The 17,685-nt window shown below is 62.8% G+C and carries 14 protein-coding genes; all 14 read right to left on the reverse strand.

The window, feature by feature from the left end:
• Window positions 1–604, reverse strand: a 604-nt coding sequence (gene tssI / locus L6D82_RS16035; RefSeq protein ID WP_236190416.1) for a type VI secretion system tip protein TssI/VgrG, incomplete at its 3' end; no start/stop codon positions are given.
• 28 nt (window positions 605–632) lie between these two features.
• Window positions 633–1,634, reverse strand: coding sequence for a serine/threonine-protein kinase (locus L6D82_RS16040; protein ID WP_236190434.1), 1,002 nt, complete (start codon window positions 1,632–1,634; stop codon window positions 633–635).
• Complete coding sequence (locus L6D82_RS16045) at window positions 1,631–2,359, reverse strand: PP2C family protein-serine/threonine phosphatase (RefSeq protein ID WP_039765158.1); 729 nt, start codon at window positions 2,357–2,359, stop codon at window positions 1,631–1,633. The genes L6D82_RS16040 and L6D82_RS16045 overlap by 4 nt, the downstream gene beginning before the upstream one ends.
• Entirely contained in the window at window positions 2,359–5,898 is a 3,540-nt protein-coding gene (gene tssM / locus L6D82_RS16050; RefSeq protein WP_236190437.1) for a type VI secretion system membrane subunit TssM, read from the reverse strand. Before tssM ends, L6D82_RS16045 begins: the two co-directional genes overlap by 1 nt.
• 13 nt (window positions 5,899–5,911) lie before the next feature.
• A complete protein-coding gene (gene icmH / locus L6D82_RS16055) occupies window positions 5,912–6,787 on the reverse strand; it encodes a type IVB secretion system protein IcmH/DotU (protein WP_011336585.1) in 876 nt (291 codons plus the stop codon).
• Between the two features lie 5 nt (window positions 6,788–6,792).
• Window positions 6,793–8,124 (reverse strand): type VI secretion system baseplate subunit TssK, encoded by a 1,332-nt coding sequence (gene tssK, locus L6D82_RS16060; RefSeq protein WP_039765155.1) that lies wholly within the window; start codon window positions 8,122–8,124, stop codon window positions 6,793–6,795.
• A gap of 2 nt (window positions 8,125–8,126) precedes the next feature.
• On the reverse strand, window positions 8,127–8,627 hold the full coding sequence (tssJ, locus tag L6D82_RS16065; RefSeq protein ID WP_011336587.1) for a type VI secretion system lipoprotein TssJ: 501 nt from the start codon (window positions 8,625–8,627) through the stop codon (window positions 8,127–8,129).
• 5 nt (window positions 8,628–8,632) lie between these two features.
• Entirely contained in the window at window positions 8,633–9,826 is a 1,194-nt protein-coding gene (gene tagH / locus L6D82_RS16070; protein WP_236190439.1) for a type VI secretion system-associated FHA domain protein TagH, read from the reverse strand.
• A gap of 18 nt (window positions 9,827–9,844) precedes the next feature.
• Complete coding sequence (locus L6D82_RS16075; protein ID WP_003229566.1) at window positions 9,845–9,985, reverse strand: hypothetical protein; 141 nt, start codon at window positions 9,983–9,985, stop codon at window positions 9,845–9,847.
• 93 nt (window positions 9,986–10,078) lie between these two features.
• Window positions 10,079–11,605 (reverse strand): sigma-54 interaction domain-containing protein, encoded by a 1,527-nt coding sequence (locus L6D82_RS16080; RefSeq protein ID WP_102718401.1) that lies wholly within the window; start codon window positions 11,603–11,605, stop codon window positions 10,079–10,081.
• A gap of 10 nt (window positions 11,606–11,615) precedes the next feature.
• A complete protein-coding gene (gene tssH, locus L6D82_RS16085; protein WP_236190442.1) occupies window positions 11,616–14,273 on the reverse strand; it encodes a type VI secretion system ATPase TssH in 2,658 nt (885 codons plus the stop codon).
• Window positions 14,274–14,284: 11 nt separating this feature from the next.
• Window positions 14,285–15,292: a type VI secretion system baseplate subunit TssG gene (gene tssG, locus L6D82_RS16090; RefSeq protein ID WP_039765146.1), complete on the reverse strand. Its 1,008-nt coding sequence runs from the start codon at window positions 15,290–15,292 to the stop codon at window positions 14,285–14,287.
• A complete protein-coding gene (gene tssF / locus L6D82_RS16095; RefSeq protein ID WP_011336593.1) occupies window positions 15,256–17,043 on the reverse strand; it encodes a type VI secretion system baseplate subunit TssF in 1,788 nt (595 codons plus the stop codon). Before tssF ends, tssG begins: the two co-directional genes overlap by 37 nt.
• Before the next feature lie 69 nt (window positions 17,044–17,112).
• Window positions 17,113–17,535 (reverse strand): hypothetical protein, encoded by a 423-nt coding sequence (locus L6D82_RS16100; RefSeq protein ID WP_102688424.1) that lies wholly within the window; start codon window positions 17,533–17,535, stop codon window positions 17,113–17,115.
• Window positions 17,536–17,685 lie beyond the last annotated feature (150 nt).

A 17,685-nucleotide genomic window follows, 5' to 3' on the forward strand; every position in this document is an offset into this window, starting at 1 on the left:
CGCTGCCCTGCACATACGCCGTCGGCTGGCCGAGATTCGGGAACACGGTCTGGTCATCGCCGAACACCAGCAGATGACCTTTCTGGCTGTGCTGGAAGTGGTAGTGAATGCCTTCTTCTTCGCACAGACGCTGGACGAAGTGCAGATCGGTTTCGTCGTACTGCACGCAGTAGTCGCGGTCCGGGCACGTCTGGCTCAGCTGGAAGCTGTAGGCGTTGCCCTTGATGCCGTGCTCGTCGAGGATCAGCGCGATGATTTTCGGCGCCGACATCTGCTGGTAGATGCGCTGGTTGGTGCGGTGATGCAGGTATTGCAGCTGCGGCACCAGCGAGACCTTGTAGCGGGTCAGGCGCTTGCCGGCATCGCCCTGGGCCACGCGGTAGATCTGGCCGTGGATGCCGGAGCCCTGCGGATCGAGGGCGAGGAACGCCTGTTTGTGCAGGAGTTTTTCCAGGTCCAGATCCGGGTTCTCGCTGACCAGTTCCAGGTCGAAACGGAACGGCTGGCTGATGCCTTCGATGCCGGTGAACGACAGGACTTGCAGGTCGCCCACGTAGTCTTCGACCGTCAGGCTGAAGTGCGTTTCGTTAGCTGGGTTGAACATAAAGTGCTCCCTGTTCGAATGTCATCCGTTACGCCCGCAGTCGCAAACGCTGCAGCCAGGACGAAGTGGCGCCCAAGGCGTCACGCAATTGGTCGGCAGTGATGGTGCGCTCTGCCGCGTCAAAGGCCAGCGCGGTGCGCAGCGCGGGCCAGCAGTGTGTCGGCAGATTTGCCGGGGCTTGCAGTTCGCGATCCAGGTGTTCGTCACGGGCCTGGGTCGAGGGCAAGCGGCGGAACGGGTGTTTGCCGCCCGCCAGTTCATAGATCACGCAGGCCACGCCGTACACGTCCGCGCTGGCCGACAGCGGTTGGCCCTCAAGCAGTTCGGGGGCGGCGTAGCCCGGGGTCCAGGCGTTGAAACGCTCGCGGCTCAGGTGCGGCAGGCCGGGCAGGATGCCCTCCTCGGCTTGTCCTAGACCGAAGTCAAAGAGGCGCACGCCGTCTTCGCTGAGCATGACGTTGCTCGGTTTCATGTCACCGTGCAGCACGCCGCGACGGTGGGCGTAAGCCAGCGCGTCGAGCAGCGGCAGCGCGATGTCGCGCAGTTCTTTCCACGGCAGGCCCAGCGGCCGCTCGCAGAGCAGTTTGTCCAGGGTCAGGCCACGCATGAGTTCCATGGTGATGAAGGCCCGCTGGCAATCGGTGTCCACTTCGAACGTGTGCGGTCGCAGCACGTTGTCGTGGCGCAGGCGTCGGGTCAGGGCGAACTCGCTGTAGAGCAAGGCACTGGCGTCCGGCGACTCGGCAAATTCTTCGCTGAGGATTTTCAGCGCAATGTAAGGATCGGGATCGCCGAACTGTTCGTGCAGCAGATCCCGGGCCCGGTAAACCGCTCCCATGCCACCGGCCCCGAGCAGGCGCTCGAGGTGGTAGCGGCCTGCCAGAACATCCGGCAGTGCGCCGACGCTGGCCTTGGTTGGCGCCAGCGCGGGTTCGGCGTTGTGCTGCTTTGCAAAAGCGAAATAGGTCAGGTTGTTGGCCTGCTCCTCGCTCATCAGCAAGTCATCGACTGAGGATTCGATTTCAGTCATTGGCGGATCACCACGGCCGTCAGATTGTCGCGGGCGGCGCCACGCAGGGCGCCGTCGAACAGACGTTCCAGCGCCACATGCGGCGCCGCCAGGCTGAGGGCGTTGCCGAGGGCATCGCTGCTCAGGCCTTGATACAAACCATCGCTGCACAGCAGGAACACATCACCGGGATAGACCTCGAGTTCCAGCACATCCAGGGTCAACTGTTCCGCCGCGCCGACCGCCCGGGTCAACGCCTGGGCTGCCGGGTGCGCCGCCGCCTGTTCGACACTCATCTGCTGCTCATCGATCAGTTGCTGTTGCAGTGAGTGATCCTTCGACAGCTGATACAACCGCTGCCCGCGCCACATGTAGCAACGGCTGTCGCCGGCCCAGATGCAGGCCGCGCGATTGCCTTCCACCAGCAGCGCCACGACGGTGCTGCCCATGATGCTGTCGTGGCGCCCGGCGGTGACGGTCAACTCTTGCCCCAGGCGACGGTTCAGCCAGTGCAGGCACTGGCGGATGGCTTTGAGGCGTTCGTCGAAGTCTTCGTGCTGAGGCAGTTCAGCCAGGCTGGCGACGATCAACTGGCTGGCGATGTCGCCGCCCTGATGACCGCCCATGCCGTCCGCGACCACCCACAGCCCATGCTGCGGGGTGTCGAGGAAGGCATCTTCGTTGCGCGACCGCACCTTGCCCGGGTCGGTTCGCGCCGCGCTGCGCCAGGGACTGGCCACCAGCATCAGAGCTGCACCGGCATACGGAAGGTACGCATTACGCCCATGTCGAACGGGTTCGGCGTGCGCTGGCTGGTCAGCAGGTAGTTGGCGCGCAGGCCACCCACGTCGGCTTTCAGCACCAGCACGTCGCGACCGGTCAGGTACTCCGTCTGCATCAGGTCGAACAGACGGAACAGCGACCACGGGCCGGAGTTCTTCTCGATGCCGATCGGGCGCCCGGCCATCTTGTCCATGACCAGGCTGGTGCGACCGTCTTCAGCATCGGTCGGCCACTTGAAGGTCATGGGCAGGATCGGACCGTGGCGGTATTCCATGGTCTTGTCACCGAACTTGAACTCGGAACGGCTGACCGCCGGATCGAGGGTGTACGGCTCAAGCTTGAACTGCACGGTCGGCTCGGCCGGGTTGATCGAGAAGAAGCTCTGGCGAATGTTCAGGGCCGCCGCCATCTGGTCGAGGAAGACCTTGGACACCGGCAGGCTGCGACCGTCGATGCTGCGCATCCGGTAGTTGCCCGGATCACCGCTGACGAACGGACGCATGTAGCTGTCGAAGAAGCGGTCGATGGTGCCTTGAGCCCGGAAGAACTCGCGGAAATCGCTGATCGCCACGTCGCTGGTGCTCGACGCGCTGAACGGATAGCGCTTGCTGATGGTTTTGCCATACACGCTGTACAGCTCGTTCTGATAACGGCCGTTCAGGTATTGGTAGGCATCGTTGAGCACCAGGCGCCACGAGTCTTCGGCCAGCACGTTGAACCACACGCTCAGCGGACGCGGCAGACGACCGGACGCATTGCGCAGATTGGTCAGCGCATCACGCTGGCCGCTCATGCGGGTCTTGGCCAGTTCGAACGCGGCTTGCTCCGGTGTGCTGGAACGGGCAAGGCCCGCCAGTTGCAGTTGCAGGTCGTTGAGCGCGGTAAAGGCCGGGGTCAGGTCAGCGGCCGGACCGTTGTTGTCGTCGAGCAACTTGTGCAGCGGTTCGAAGCGACGTTGCAGGGACTTCTTGGCGGTGTCCGGCAGGTTCTTCGCCACGTTCATGGCCGCAGCCTTGTCCGTCAACGCCGAAGCGAGTTTGCCGACCTTGCCCAGTTTGCCCTTCTGCCCCGCCAGCGCATCGGCAGCGTCACCTGCTTCATCCACCGGTTCAGGAGCTGCCGGAAAGCGGGTGTTCTCACGCACTTCGGTCAGCAGCGCCAGCACCGGCGAGTTGGCCGAGGTCAGGCCCGCCAGTTGCTCTGCGCCTTCACCGGCATCGCTGATCGGCGGCAGCGCCACCTGGCCAACGGCCTCGCTCCAGTAGTTGGCATAGTCGCGGAAGTACAGTTGCTCCAGCTCGACCATCAGGCGACGCAAGTCCATGTCGCTGATGCCCGCGCCTTCGCCCAGCACCCAGTTGTCGCGCAGGATGTCGGTCACCAGCGATGCGCCTTGGACCGAGAAATACTGCTGATAGCCTGTCTGGGTGTAGAAGCCCGGAATCACGTATTCAGTGCCAATGAACAGCGAGCCCTGCGGCCCGAGGTGCTGGCTGAAACGGTAATCCGGCAGGTTGCGCGCCTGCTCGCGGAGCATGCGGTAAACCACGGTCGCCAGCGACTCGCTGCGCAGGATCTGACGCGCCTGGGCCACCAGTTGCTCGTTGAGCGGATAGATAAACGGCTGCTGCAACAGACGCTCGAGGTGCGTGTTCAGACCGTTCTGCACCGCGGTGTTGCCGGTGTAGCGCTGCGACCAGTCCGCCGCGATCCAGTCCTTGAGCCATGCCGCGTCACGACGATCCTTCATGTTCAGCATCAGGTACGCGCGCAGGCTGTTGATCAGCTTTTCGCGGTCCTTCATGTTGGCGCGGATCTGGCCTTCAAGCATCGTTGCAACGCGCGGCAGCAGTTGCTTTTCGAGCTCGTGCTCGTAAGCCTCCTTGACCACCGGATTGACGTCCTGGCCCTGATACAGACCCATCCGTTCGTGGTACGCCGCGTCGCCTTTTTTCGGGAACACCTGGGTGGCAGCGTAGCTGGTGTCGAGGGTTTTCAGTGCACCCATGGCGTCATCGCGCGGCGACAGTGCCGTGCGTTGCTGCGTCCAGTTCTGCGCCAGATTGCGCAGGTTTTCCAGACGCTCGTAGTTGGCCGAGAAACCACCGGCCCAGAGCATGCCGAACAGGACCAGCGCACCCAGTGCGCCGACGTACAACGCACGCTGCCCCCAGTGGATGCGGCTGCGCTCGCGCTTGTCCAGACCGGCCAGATCGGCCTCGGGGAAAATCACCCGGCTGAGCAAGTGATGGATGAAACGCGAACGACCGCTGCGCAATGTCGGCAACACGCCGGCGCTCATGCCCAGGCTCGCGCCGATGCCGGCGGTGGTCGAATCCATTTCCTGAGTCAGGTGCGGTGCGCTGGTCAGGTAGAAACCACGCAGTTGCGTCGCACGCTGGTAGCGGTTGCCGGTGAACGCCATGTCGACCAGCAGGCACAGACGCTCGCCGATCTGGCCCATCTGGTGCGGGAAGTCGAGGATGCGGCCACGGCGCTGGGTGTCGCGCTCGGAGTGCATGCGCATGATCACCTGGCTGTTGAGGCGACGCAGCAGCTCTTCGAACTCGTTGCGCAGCACCGTCACGTCGGTGCCGACCTGATCCTTGCGGAAACTGGTGCCCAGCACCTGATCGCTTTCTTCGCGGGTCAGTTGGTCGAAGAACTCGTCAAAGCCCAGCAGCTTGTCGGCCTTGCTCAGCACCAGATACACCGGAACATCGACGTGCATCTTCTGATAGACGTCTTGCAGACGCGCACGTACCTGGCGGGCCAGGGTTTCGATGTCCTGTTCGCTGCCACCGGTCAGGGTTTCCACCGGAATGGTCACCAGCACGCCGTTCAGCGGACGACCGCGACGACGCTTGCGCAGCAGCTCCAGCAAGGTGGTCCAGGCGCTGCCGTCAACTTCCGCATCCGGCTGGGTCAGATAGCGGCCGGCGGTGTCGATCAACACACCGTGGTCGGCGAAGTACCAGTCGCAATGACGGGTGCCGTGGGTGTCGCGGGTCAGCTTGCGGTCGATCTTGTTGATCGGGAATTCCAGCCCGGAGAAGTCCAGCAGGCTGGTCTTGCCGCTGGCCTGCGGGCCGATCAGCAAGTACCACGGCAAGTCATTGCGCCAGCGCTCGCTGCGGCCGCGGTACAGGCTCGAAGTCTTGAGGGTTTTCAGGGCGTCCTTGAAACGCTCTTTCAACTCTTTCTGCTCTTCGTCGATCAACTCTTCGCGGCGGATACGGTCCTGGCCGTCTTCGGTTTCTTCGACGGCTTTCTTGCGGATACCGGCGCGCCAGCTGACGAAGACCATGGTCAGGCCCCAGATCAGGAACAGCACGCTGATGGTCAGCAGACGCGAAGTCGCGCTTTCCCAGAACTTGTAGTCATCCACTGCCAACAGCGGGCCGACGAACCACACCAGCAGCGCCACGAACAGCACCAGCAGCAGGGTCCAGACCCAGGTCTGGCGCAGGAAGGCGCCGACTTTCTTGAAAAACTTTTTCATCACACGTCCCTGTTTACGGCTGCGACTGCGGCTGGGCCGCGGCCGGATCAAGCGGCTGATATGGTTGCAGAACGGTGTCGCGCTGCTCGCCCAAGACCCAGGCGAAGCCCGAATACATCATCACCAGGCAGACGAAGGTGAACAGCACCACCATCCACGCCGGCACGATGCGCACCAGGTTGCGGCGCTGATCGTTGAGGCCTTCCCACTGCGGCGACAATTCGCGCGGCACGTCGCCACGCAACTGACGGATCTGCCGGTACAGGGCGTCACGGATGCCTTCGAGTTCCAGCATGCCGCGCGCCTGCACGCGGTACTTGCCCTCGAAACCGAGGGACAGGCACAGGTACATCAGTTCCAGCATCGGCAGGTGCTTGACCGGGTTTTTCGACAGCCGATCGAGCAGCTGGAAGAACTTCTCGCCACCGAAGGTTTCGTTGTGGAAGCTGCTGAGCAGGCTCATCTGCGACCACTCGCTTTCGTTGCCCCACGGCGTGGTCACGACGGCTTCGTCGACCACGGTGCAGAGCACGTAACGAGCGGCCATCACCTGGCTGCTTTCGGCGCCGTTGTGCAGGGCGCGCACTTCAAACAGCTTGAGCCCGGCGGTCAGGCGCTCGTTGAGCGCGTAGAGGTCTTCGCGGGTTTCACTGTGCTTGAGGCGCACCACTTCCGACAGTAGTTCGGACGAGGCCGCCACCAGCGAATTGAGGCTGATGTTGAAGGCTTCCGCCGGGCGCAGGCGCGCGGCGTAGATCATCCGTTCTTCCAGTTGTTCGAAGCGCGGTGGCGCGGCGAAGTCGGTCAGCGGACTCGCCGCCGGGCCATGGCCCTGACGGTCGAGCAGGACGGTTTTGTCGTCCTGGTTGTGTTCCATGTCCTTGATCATGTCGGTCAGTTCCTGATGGCCCAGAATTTCAGTTCAAGCTCGGCGAATTCGCCGGACACGTGGAACGCGAAGCCGCCGGAGCGCTCGAGTTGTGCCAGGTCTTCGGAACTGAGTTCGAGGATGAAATAGGTTTTGTTGGAGTGGAACGCGATCTGCCGCGGGGCCACCGGCAACGGTTTGACCTTGATCCCCGGCAGGTGCAGGTTGACCAGTTGGCGGATACGCTCCACCGGGCCGACCTTGAGGTGCGCAGGCAAGCGATTGCGCAGTTCTTCGGAGTCGCAGTTGGCACTGGCTGCCAGCACGAACGACGCCGAGCCCAGCAGTTTGTGGTCGTGCAGCGGCGACACGATGATCCCGTACTGACGCGCTTGCAGGATCAGTTCGATGGCGTGCTGTTCCAGCACCATCGACAGTACCTGACGGATCGACTCCATCAGTTTGCGGAAGCTCGCGCCCTGGTCGGCGTGGGAGTAACGGCTGTCCAGACGCGGGCGTTTGCTGTCGCTGGAGAAGGTCGCCAGATCGCCGAGCATCGTCAGCAGCGTGCGGTACAACTCTTCCGGGTGAACCTGCTCCAGGCCGAGGTAGTGGCGCAGCAGCAGTTCGGTGCGGTTGATCAGTTGCAGCATCATGAAGTCGCCGATTTCCGCGCCGCCGACCTTGCCGTTCGAACGAATGCGCTCGGCAATGGTGTCGCCCCGGTGACCGAGCATGCTGATCACTTCTTTCAGGCACGACAGCAGGTAGCTGGAGGCGTGGGCCTGAATGTAGGTCGGCACGAAATCCGGATCGAGGCTGATCACGCCGTCCGGTGTGGTGTCGAGCACGTCGCAGATTTTCAGCTTCACGTAGGCCTGGTCGCTCTGCTGCTCGCCGAGCAACAGCTTGAAATCCGGACGGCCGCAGCTGACCTGGCTGGCGGAATCATCGCCGGCGTTGGAGTCGGCGACTTCGGCGTCATACGCGGTGTACCGCGCAAGAACGTCGGACTGCTCCGGGCGACGGGCCTCGATGTGGTTACCGGTGACCAATGGCAGCGCCAGGTAGATCGGCGTGTTGCCGGTGTTCGGCGGCACGTCCAGGGCCAGCGGTTCGGTGTTGCCGCCGAGTTCGAACAGGCTGCCGTCCGGCAGGATCCCCGAGGCTTCACTGATTACCAGTTTGCCCATGTTGAGGAACTGCAGGTCGATCTCCAGATTCAGGAACCCCCAGGTGTAGCCGCCCAGCAACCGGGTGCGGGTCTTCATCTGGTGATCGTAGTAGCGGTCGTTGTGCTGGAAGTGCTGCGGACGCAGCAGCATGCCTTCCTGCCAGATGACTTTATGGGTATTCATGATCAGTCATCCGCCTTGGCGAGCACTTCGTTGGTCTTGCGGATACCGGCCTGATCCAGGGTCAGATCGGCTTCGGTGACTTCCAGCGGCGTGATCGGGAACGTGTGGCGCCATTTGGTTTCCGGCAGGTCGCGGTACGCGGCGAGGATGCCGATGAAGCGGCTGCCCTCCTCCACGCTGAGTTTCAGCTCCACGGTTTCACCCGGGCGCAGTTCGAGTTCTTCGCTGGCCACCAGATCCGGGTTGAGGGATTCCTTGGCGCGCTCGTAGAGGCTGAAGAAATCGGCGTTCTCGAAGGTCACCGGGTGCTTGAGTTCGAACAGGCGCACCACGATCGGCGACGGACGACCGTTGAGGTCCGGGTTCAACTGATCGCTGCCGGTCAGCTTCAGGTTGATTTTGGTCACTTTCGAATACGGCGACAGCGACGAGCAACCGGCGAGCAGCACCAACAGGGTGAGCGCGGTCAGCGTCTTGAAAAAAGCGGTCGAGCGGCGAGACATGCGCATCATCCTTGGTGGTCGGTGTGGAGGGTGGAGATCAGGCGGATCTGTTCTTCGTAGGCCTGGGCGAAATCGCGGGCCAGCAGGCGCTCGCTCCAGTCGTCGTCCTGACGCAGCGCATGGTGGTAACGGTTGAACGCTCTCCAGCGCCCGCCAGCGGTGGCGAGCAACGGCTTGTTGTCGCGCTCGAAACGCAGGGTCAACTGCTCCGGCGAGAAGTGCTCCAGAGTGCCGCGCACCGCCGCGCGGCTGGCGGTCAGCAGCGCCACCTGATGCGCCTGCAAATCGCGGAACGCCCGGGAGATCGCCTGCTCGGCCGGCAAATGGCCCGGCTTGTGCGGTTGCAACAGGATGTCCAGCGCTTCGCTCGGATCGACGGCGAATTTCAGCGGATTCTTGTTGGTGCCTTGCACGGTGGTCTGGGCCAGACGCAGTTCGTTCTTCAGCTCGGAACGGGTGCGCAGGCTCTGTTGCAGACCGCCGATGCTCTGGCGCAGCAGACGTGCAGCGTTCAGCGCGAGGGCTTCACGCTCGTCGTGGCTGAGGTTCTTCACGTTCACGCCGAGGGCCGCGCCGAATTTGTCCCAGAAGGTTTCGCTCTGGCGCTCGACCGCTTTCGGGGCCGGTGCAGGCTCAGGCTTGGGCTCGACGATCAGCTCCGGCACCATCAGGCTTTCCATGTCGATACGCGCATAGTCGGCGCGCTGACGGGAGTCTTCAGGATCGGTAACCGGCGCGAGCATTTCCTCGAATTCCGAGTACACGCGCTCTTGCTGCTCCAGCGACTTCAGCGGGTCGAGGTCGAGGAACGCGTCGTCCGGAATGATGGTGCCGGCGGCGCGTGGCAGGCCGACTTCACCGTCGAACGTCGCCGGGTCGCGCACCAGGCGCGCGCGAATCTCGAAGTCGCCCAGCACGTAGGTGCTGCCGTGCTCGATGCGCACCGGTTCGCCCTTGTGCAGGCGTGCGCCGCTGTCGCCGTCCTGAACACCGTTGCTGCTGGTGTCGGTCAGGAAAAACGTGCCCTCGCGATAGCTGACAATCGCGTGGTGATTGGACAAGTGACGCTTGCGGTCAGGGATGATCCAGTCGCAGTCCTCGCCCCGCCCGATCACGCCACCGGCCTGTTTGAAGGTCCGCTGGCACAGCTCGGTGGGCACGAACTGCTTGGTGTTCAGCATTTCGAAAACCAATTCCATGTTTGATGCTCCTTGCGGTCACTTGCCGCGATTGACCGCCTGCGGATCACCCAACGGGCGGTAATCGTTATCGTTGAATTTGTAATTGCCGCTGCAACCGCCGAGGCCGCATAGAACGACGAGGGTCAGCAGGACAGCGTGCCAGTGACGAACAGACATCAGAGGGTCTCCAGGTGTAGACAAAGCACAAAGCGCCGACCCTTGCGGGCGGCGCTGAAAAAGGTTTTCGAGGTGAATCCGACGGACTTTCGCCTACCCATCGAAATCACCCAGATTGATGTTCAAGCGACCGAGCCGGTACAGCAGCGTGCGTCGCGGCAAGCCCAGTTCCCGGGCGGCGAGCGTCTGGTTGCCGTCGTTCTTGCGCAGGCAATCGAGCAGCAGATTGCGTTCGACCGCTTCCAGTCGTTCGCGCAAATTGAGGCCGCAGTGGTCTTCCGACGCCGGCGCCGATTCCAGGCGCAGCGAGAAATGCTCGGCCAGCAACTCGCCGCCCTCGCACAACAACACTGCGCGTTCGACCAGGCCTTTGAGTTCGCGCACGTTGCCGGGAAAGGTGTAGCCGGACAGGTGTTCAAGCGCCGCGTCCGACCAGCGCACCGGATCACGTTGCAGGAAGGTGCAGGCCTTGTCGGCGAAGTGTTTGGCCAGGTCGAGGATGTCGCCTTCGCGCTGACGCAGGGCCGGCAACTCGATCGGAAATTGCGCGAGACGGTAGTACAGGTCTTCGCGGAATTTGCCTTCGCTGACCAGCACCGACAGATCGCGGTGCGTCGCGGCGATGATGCGCACGTCGATCTTGTGGGTGTCGTTGGAACCCAGCGGGCGGATCTCGCCTTCCTGCAACACGCGCAACAACTTGGCTTGCAGCGACAGCGGCATATCGCCGATTTCATCGAGCAACAGAGTGCCGCCGTTGGCCGCGTCGAACAGCCCGGCGCGGTCGCGATCGGCACCGGTGAACGCACCTTTGCGATAGCCGAACAGCTCGCTCTCCAGCAAGTTTTCCGGGAACGCCGCGCAGTTCTGCACGATGAACGCCTGGGACCGGCGCGGGCCGCAATCGTGGATCGCCCGCGCGACCACTTCCTTGCCGGTGCCGGTCTCGCCACGCAACAGCACGGTGTACGGGCTGTGCAGGACTTTGCTGATCAGCGAATAGGTCTGACGCATCGCCGCGCTCTTGCCGATCAGGCCATAGCCACTGGCACTCGGCAGGCTGCGCACGACCGGCGCGGCCGCATCCACTGGCTGGCGCAGACGCTGCAGCAGATGCAGCTGGCCAAGCACGAACGAGCCGAGCTGGCCGAGAGAATCGGCGAAGCCTTGCAGGTTGATATGTCGACGGCTGGCGCACAGCAACAGGCCTTCGACAGCCTTCTGCTGATTGACCAGCGGCACGCACAACAGCGACTGCCACGGCGTGGACGATGCCGGCAGAAAGCTGGTTTCGTGCAGGCTGCCGCCCAGGTCATCGAAGCTCACCACGCGGTTCTGGCACAGGGCGAACTGCAACAATTGCTCGCCGTTGTAATCCGCTGGCAGGCTCGCCGCGCTGCGCGGTTGCAGCACGCCGTCGAGGCATTCGGCGTTCATCCCCAGCGACGTGTGCGTGGCGTCCAGCAAGTACAGCTGCGTCAGTTCGCAACCGCTCAGCCCGGCCAGACCGCGCACGAAGTCACCCAGCAGCGCAGCACCGTCCGCCGCGCGCGACAGGCTGGCGAACTGCGCCAGCAAGGCTTCGGCATAGAGCAGTGGTTGCGGCACTTGAGTGAACATCACACTCACCTCAGGCGAACTCGCAGGTCACGCTGGCTTCACCGTCAAGCGTCGCATGCACGCGCTTGAGGCTTTCACCGGTGGCCATGGCGTCGAGCAAGCGGTCGGCCACCAGCGGCAGTACGTGCTGGTCGAGCAAGTGGTCGATCAGGCGTGCACCGCTTTCGCTTTGCGTGCAACGCTCGGACAGGTGATCGACGAGGTTCTGGCACCAGGTGAAGTCCAGCTGGCGACGGTTCAGGCGCTCGCCCAGACGACCGAGTTTGATTTCGATCAGTTCGCGCAGTACCGGACCGCCGACCGGGTAGTACGGCACCACTTTCATCCGCGCCAGCAGCGCCGGCTTGAAGTGTTTGCTGAGCACCGGGCGAATGGTTTCTTCCAGCACTTCGGCGGTCGGACGCGCACCGTCTTCGCAGAGGTCGCTGATCTTGTCGCTGCCCAGGTTCGAGGTCATCAGGATCAACGTATTGCGGAAGTCGATCTCGCGCCCTTCGCCGTCGTTGGCCACGCCTTTGTCGAAGATTTGGTAGAACAGATTGAGCACGTCCGGATCGGCCTTCTCGACTTCATCGAGCAGCACCACCGAGTACGGCTTCTGGCGCACGGCTTCGGTGAGCATGCCGCCCTCGCCGTAACCGACGTAGCCTGGCGGTGCACCGATCAGGCGGGAAACGGTGTGTTTCTCCTGGAACTCGGACATGTTGATGGTGGTGATGAAACGGTCGCCGCCGTACAGCAGGTCGGAGAGTGCCAGTGCGGTTTCGGTCTTGCCGACGCCGCTCGGGCCGACCAGCAGGAACACGCCGACCGGTGCGTCAGGCTTGTTCAGGCCGGCAGCGGTGGCGCGCATCGAGCGATCCAGGGCGTGCACGGCTTGTTCCTGACCCCGAATGCGGGTGCGCAGGTCGGTGGCGAAGCTGGCGACCTTGGCGTTGTGCTCGCGGGCCAGTTGCGCCAGCGGCACGCCGGTCCAGGCGCTGATCACTTCGGCCACCAGACGCGGGCAGACTTCGAAGCTGACCAGACGCTCCTTGACCTGAGCGGCGGTCAGGGCGCTGTGGGTTTCGTTGAGTTGCGCTTCCAGCGCTTCGACGCTTTGGCCTTCTTCAACCTCGGCAGCAACGGTTTCGATCACCGTGCCTTCGGCGTCTTCTTCAACAGTCACTGTCGGCTCGACCGCAGCGGCTTCACGGGCCTTGGCCAGTTGCTGACGCAGTTCCAGCAGGCGCTCGGCCAGTTGTTTCTGCTCGGTCCACTGGGTTTCCAGTGCGACCATTTCGGCTTCGGCTTCGTCCAGACGCGCTTCCAGTGCCTCCAGCGCTTCGTGGTCGATCAGCAGACCGGCTTCGGCATCGCGGCGCAGGGCCTGACGCTGACGGCCACCTTCAGCCAGTTCGCCACGCAGGCGCTCCAGGCTTTCCGGGGCGGCAGCGAGGCTGATGCGAACACGGGCGCAGGCGGTGTCGAGCACGTCGACAGCCTTGTCCGGCAGTTGGCGTCCGGCGAGGTAACGGGCGGACAGTTCCGCTGCAGAAACCACCGCGTCATCGCGCAGGTAGATGCCGTGGCTCTTCTCGTAGACCTGCGCCAGGCCACGCAGGATGGTCACCGCTTCGCTCACGGTCGGTTCGTGCAGCTGAACCGGCTGGAAACGACGGGCCAGCGCCGGGTCTTTCTCGAAGTATTTCTTGTACTCGGCCCAGGTGGTCGCGGCGATGGTGCGCAGTTCGCCCCGAGCCAGTGCCGGTTTCAGCAGGTTGGCCGCGTCGGAACCGCCGGCGTTGCCGCCCGCGCCGATCAGGGTGTGGGCTTCGTCGATGAACAGGATGATCGGCTTCGGCGAGGCTTTGACCTCGTCGATCACGCCTTTCAGACGACGTTCGAATTCACCTTTGACGCTGGCGCCGGCCTGCAACAGGCCCATGTCCAGCGACAGCAGCTCGACGCCCTTGAGCACCTGCGGCACTTCACCGGCAGCGATGCGCGAGGCCAGGCCTTCGACGATGGCGGTTTTACCGACACCGGCTTCACCGACCACGATCGGGTTGTTCTTGCGGCGACGGGCGAGGATGTCGACCATCTGGCGGATCGCGCCATCGCGGCACAGCACCGGGTCGAGTTTGCCGTCGCGGGCCTGTTGGGTCAGGTTGTGGGTGAAGCGCTCCAGCAGCGATTCGCCCGGGGCGGCCGGCTTGCCGTTGGCCGCTGCCTGAGGCTGTTGCGACAGGGCAAATTCCTTCAGGCGATCGATGTTCAGTTTGGCCAGCAACGGCTGGTAGCGGCTGCCGGCGTAGCGCATCGGGTTGCGCAGCAGCGCGAGGATCAGCGCCGCGTCTTCGACCGAGGTCTGGCCCAGTTCAAGGTTGGCCACCAGCAGCGCGTCCTGCAGCCACTGCACCAGTTCCGGGGCGAACACCGGGTTGCGCGAAGCGCTGTGCTCGACCCGCGATTGCAGGGCGGCGCTCAGCTCGCCGGCATCAACATCGGCATCCTGCAGCGCGCGGGAGAGCAGACCGTTCGGGCGCTCCAGCAGGCCGAGCAGCAAGTCTTCGACCAGAATCTTGCTGCCGCCACGGGCCACGCAGCGCTCGGCCGAACGCTCCAGATCGCGACGGGTTTCGGCGTCCAGCGCCTGGATGAGTTGTTGCAGGTCTACGTTGATCATGGCTCACGTCCTTAATGAATTTTGCTGCCCAGGGTCACCACGCCGTCTGCTTTCTCGCAGCCCAGCCAACTGGTCCACCCCAGGCGACAGTCGTTCTTCTCGCCAATGCGCAGTTCGCGGATTTCTTCCGGACGCAGCACCAGGCGAATGTCGTAATCGAGCGGGTCACGCAAGGTGAACCGCACCAGCGCGCAGAGCGGCTGGTAACCGAAACCGATGGGCAGGAATTCGTGGAAGCGTTCCCAGTCGAGTTCGGTGATGTGAATGCGGAATTTGCCGCTGCGATCGCGCACGCGTTCGCCCAGCACCAGGTCTTCACCCAGCACGCTGTTGGCGAAGCCGAGGCGGTTGCGCTGTTCTTCGAGGATTTCCACGCGGCGCTCGATGCATTGCTCGATGACCAGGTCTTCGTGCTTGAAGTAGTAACGCAGCACCGCTTCGATCAACGCCGCCGAGTGCGCCCGCAAGCTGAGCAGGCCGAGGTACGGCAACAGGCGTTTCCAGTTCAGTTCCTTGGCCTTGCGGATCTCGTCGCCGCCGAGGCCGATCAGGGCGAACAGCTGCGACGAGAACGGGTCGACCGCACCGCTCTGGAAGCTCGCGCGATAGCGGTACTTGCGCCAGATCGGCAGCATCAGCCGTTGCAGGCGATGGTGGAACAAGTCGAGGAAATTGCGCGTCGGGTTGCCGTCTTCGCTGTCGCCCAAAGCTTGCTCGCCGTAGAACGCCGGCAGCGGCGAGCCGGAACCGACCAGACCGATCAGGTTGAACCGCAGGCGCGCGCGCATCTGCCCGTGCTCTTCGAAAAACTCCACGCGATCGACGTCGCTGCGCGGAAATCCGAGGCTCGGGTTGGCCTGGAATTCCAGCTGGTCGTACAAATCGTCTTCGCTCAGGTACGGGTGCGCATCGCGCAGCCGGTCGATCACCAGCAGCACGGCCTGAAACAGCGAGTACTCGCGTATTACCTTCGTCAGCCCGCTTAAAGCAGGGGCTGCAGGCCCATACGTGGTGTCCATTGGTACACCTCTCCCTGTGTGCTTTTTACCCGCAGCTCATGGAATGAATTGAGACTGGCGTAAAGCGCGAAAAACTCGTTGAGAACCGAGGCGAAGACGAACAGATCGCCCTCACCGATATACCCTTCCGGGTCGATGGTCAGTTCGGTGCGCAAACCGCGTACCGGCAGACCACGGTGCAAGCGGTCCACGTGGTGATGCTTGATGTGCTTGAGGCCGCCGAGCAGGCGTTTGCTGACCTTCTCCGCGTGCTGGTCGTAGTAGCGCGGCAGGTCGTAGGTTTCCAGAATCACCTTCAGTGCATTGACGTCGGCCAGCGACAGATAGTTAAGCGACATGTTGCTGATCAGCTTCCACAGGAAGTCACGGTTCAGCGGCGGCGCGAAACTGGAAGTGGCCGGGGTGATGTTGCGGAAACTCAGGAACTCCGGGGTCTCTTCGCAGGCCATGCAGATCTGCCCGAGCTTGAGTTTGCGCGGCAGGTTCTGGTTGGTGCAGACCAGCTCGATCGACAGGGTTTCATGGGCTTCGGTGTGGCGGATGCCGAAGCTCAGGTAGGTGTCGAGGCCGTCGTGCAACAGCGACGAGCGCTGACGGATGCTGTAATGCGGACGGCTGTTGGGCACGTCGAAACTTGGGTCGTGCTCGAAGGATTCGAACGGCACGTATTCCTGATAACCGAGGCCGCCGGGTTTCCAGCCGGTCACGGTCTCCACCGAGAACACGCCGCAGTTTTCCAGATCGTATTCGGCCGGCAGCAGCAGGTATTCGTCCTGTTTGCCGTCGAGGCGGATCGGCAGTGCGTCGTGCTTGAACAGGTTGACGATCGGCGTGCAGAACAGCTTCACGTTATCCAGGGTCGGACGCATGCGCATGATGCCGCTCTTGCGGATGTCGAAGCGCAATTCCAGGCCACGCATCTGCTTGAGGGTGTCTTCCGGCAGCGCCTTGAGGATGTCCAGACCGTGGACATCGACGAACAGGAACTTGTCCTGGAAGGCGAAGTATTCCTGCAGGTAGCGATACCCGCGGAAGGTGTTCAGCGGATACGGGATCAACGCTTCTTCTTCGGCGAAGCCCACTGGCTTGACCCGGTCACCCGGGATCTTGAACGCCATCGGCTTGCCGCTCACGCCATCGATCGGCTTGCCGGCGCCGTCGAGCGGGATCAGTTCGATGCCGTCGAGGTTGCGCAGCAGGCTCAGGTAGAGCATCTGGCTGATGTAGCGCTCGCCGGCAAAGTGCAGGCGCAGCTTGCTCAGCTCCAGCTCGCCGAGGTGGCCATCGGCACTCATCTCCAGGCGCAGGCTGAGCAGCGAACCATCGCCCTTCACCGAGTAGTTCAGCGCGGCCAGATCCAGCGCCATGACTTCGGTCGGGTAGCAGGTGCGGAAGCGGCAACGCACGTCTTCGATCGGCACGCTTTCGATCGGCGTGTCACGCTCGACCTTCAGCGCCGGCCCGGAACGCTTGAGCGGGTCGAACTGCAGAATGCTGAACGCCGGCAGCGGCCGCATGTAGTTCGGCCACAACAACTGCATCAGGGAATGGCTGAGCTCCGGCAACTCGTCATCGAGCTTCTGGCGCAGCCGCCCGGTCAGAAACGCAAAGCCTTCCAGCAACCGCTCCACATCCGGATCCCGCCCGGCCTGCCCCAGGAACGGCGCCAACGCCGGACTACGCTCGGCGAAACGGCGACCCAGCTGGCGCAGTGCGGTGAGTTCGCTTTGGTAGTAGTGGTTAAAGGACACGGGTTACCTGCCTGGTAGTGGAACTCATGGAATAACTGTCCTGTGGATTACGCTCGATACCTGACCTGATCATTGGATGGCACTCTCAGGCTGGTTCGGCTGGATGCGTCCAGCGATGTTTCTTAATACCCAGCGCAACTCGATGACTTGAGAAGCGAGGATTGCCAGCAAGGTGACGCAACCTTGAGCGACGCCATAAAACAAGGCTCTCAATGGGTTGTCGGGGAGCATCCAAAGCAGGATGAAGCCCACCATAAGGCTCAGAATCACCAGTTTGGCAACGAGGCTTGGAATCAGCGCAGCAATAAAATTGACACCGAGAAAAATGTAAAACATCGCGTAGCTGGCAATACCGATGGCGACCCCACGCGTGGTGAACCCGCCGTTCAGATGCTTGTAGGCATGTACTACTGCATTATTCAAAAACACGTAGGCCACACATCCGAAGGCATGGACAAACAGGCACATGGCGATACGGTAGTAGTTGCTCATGCTGGTCTCAGATTTCCGTACCACGATCCAAGGCCATGGATAGCTACAACAGCAGCCAAAACCGAGAGCGTTAGTGCGCGGTGAAGGCGTGAATTTCGAGCCGCCCGATGTGAGGCAGTCAGGAGCAATACAAAGCTCAACAAGGCCAGG

It is taken from the genome of Pseudomonas paraglycinae, from assembly GCF_021601625.1.
Classification (GTDB): domain Bacteria; phylum Pseudomonadota; class Gammaproteobacteria; order Pseudomonadales; family Pseudomonadaceae; genus Aquipseudomonas; species Aquipseudomonas paraglycinae.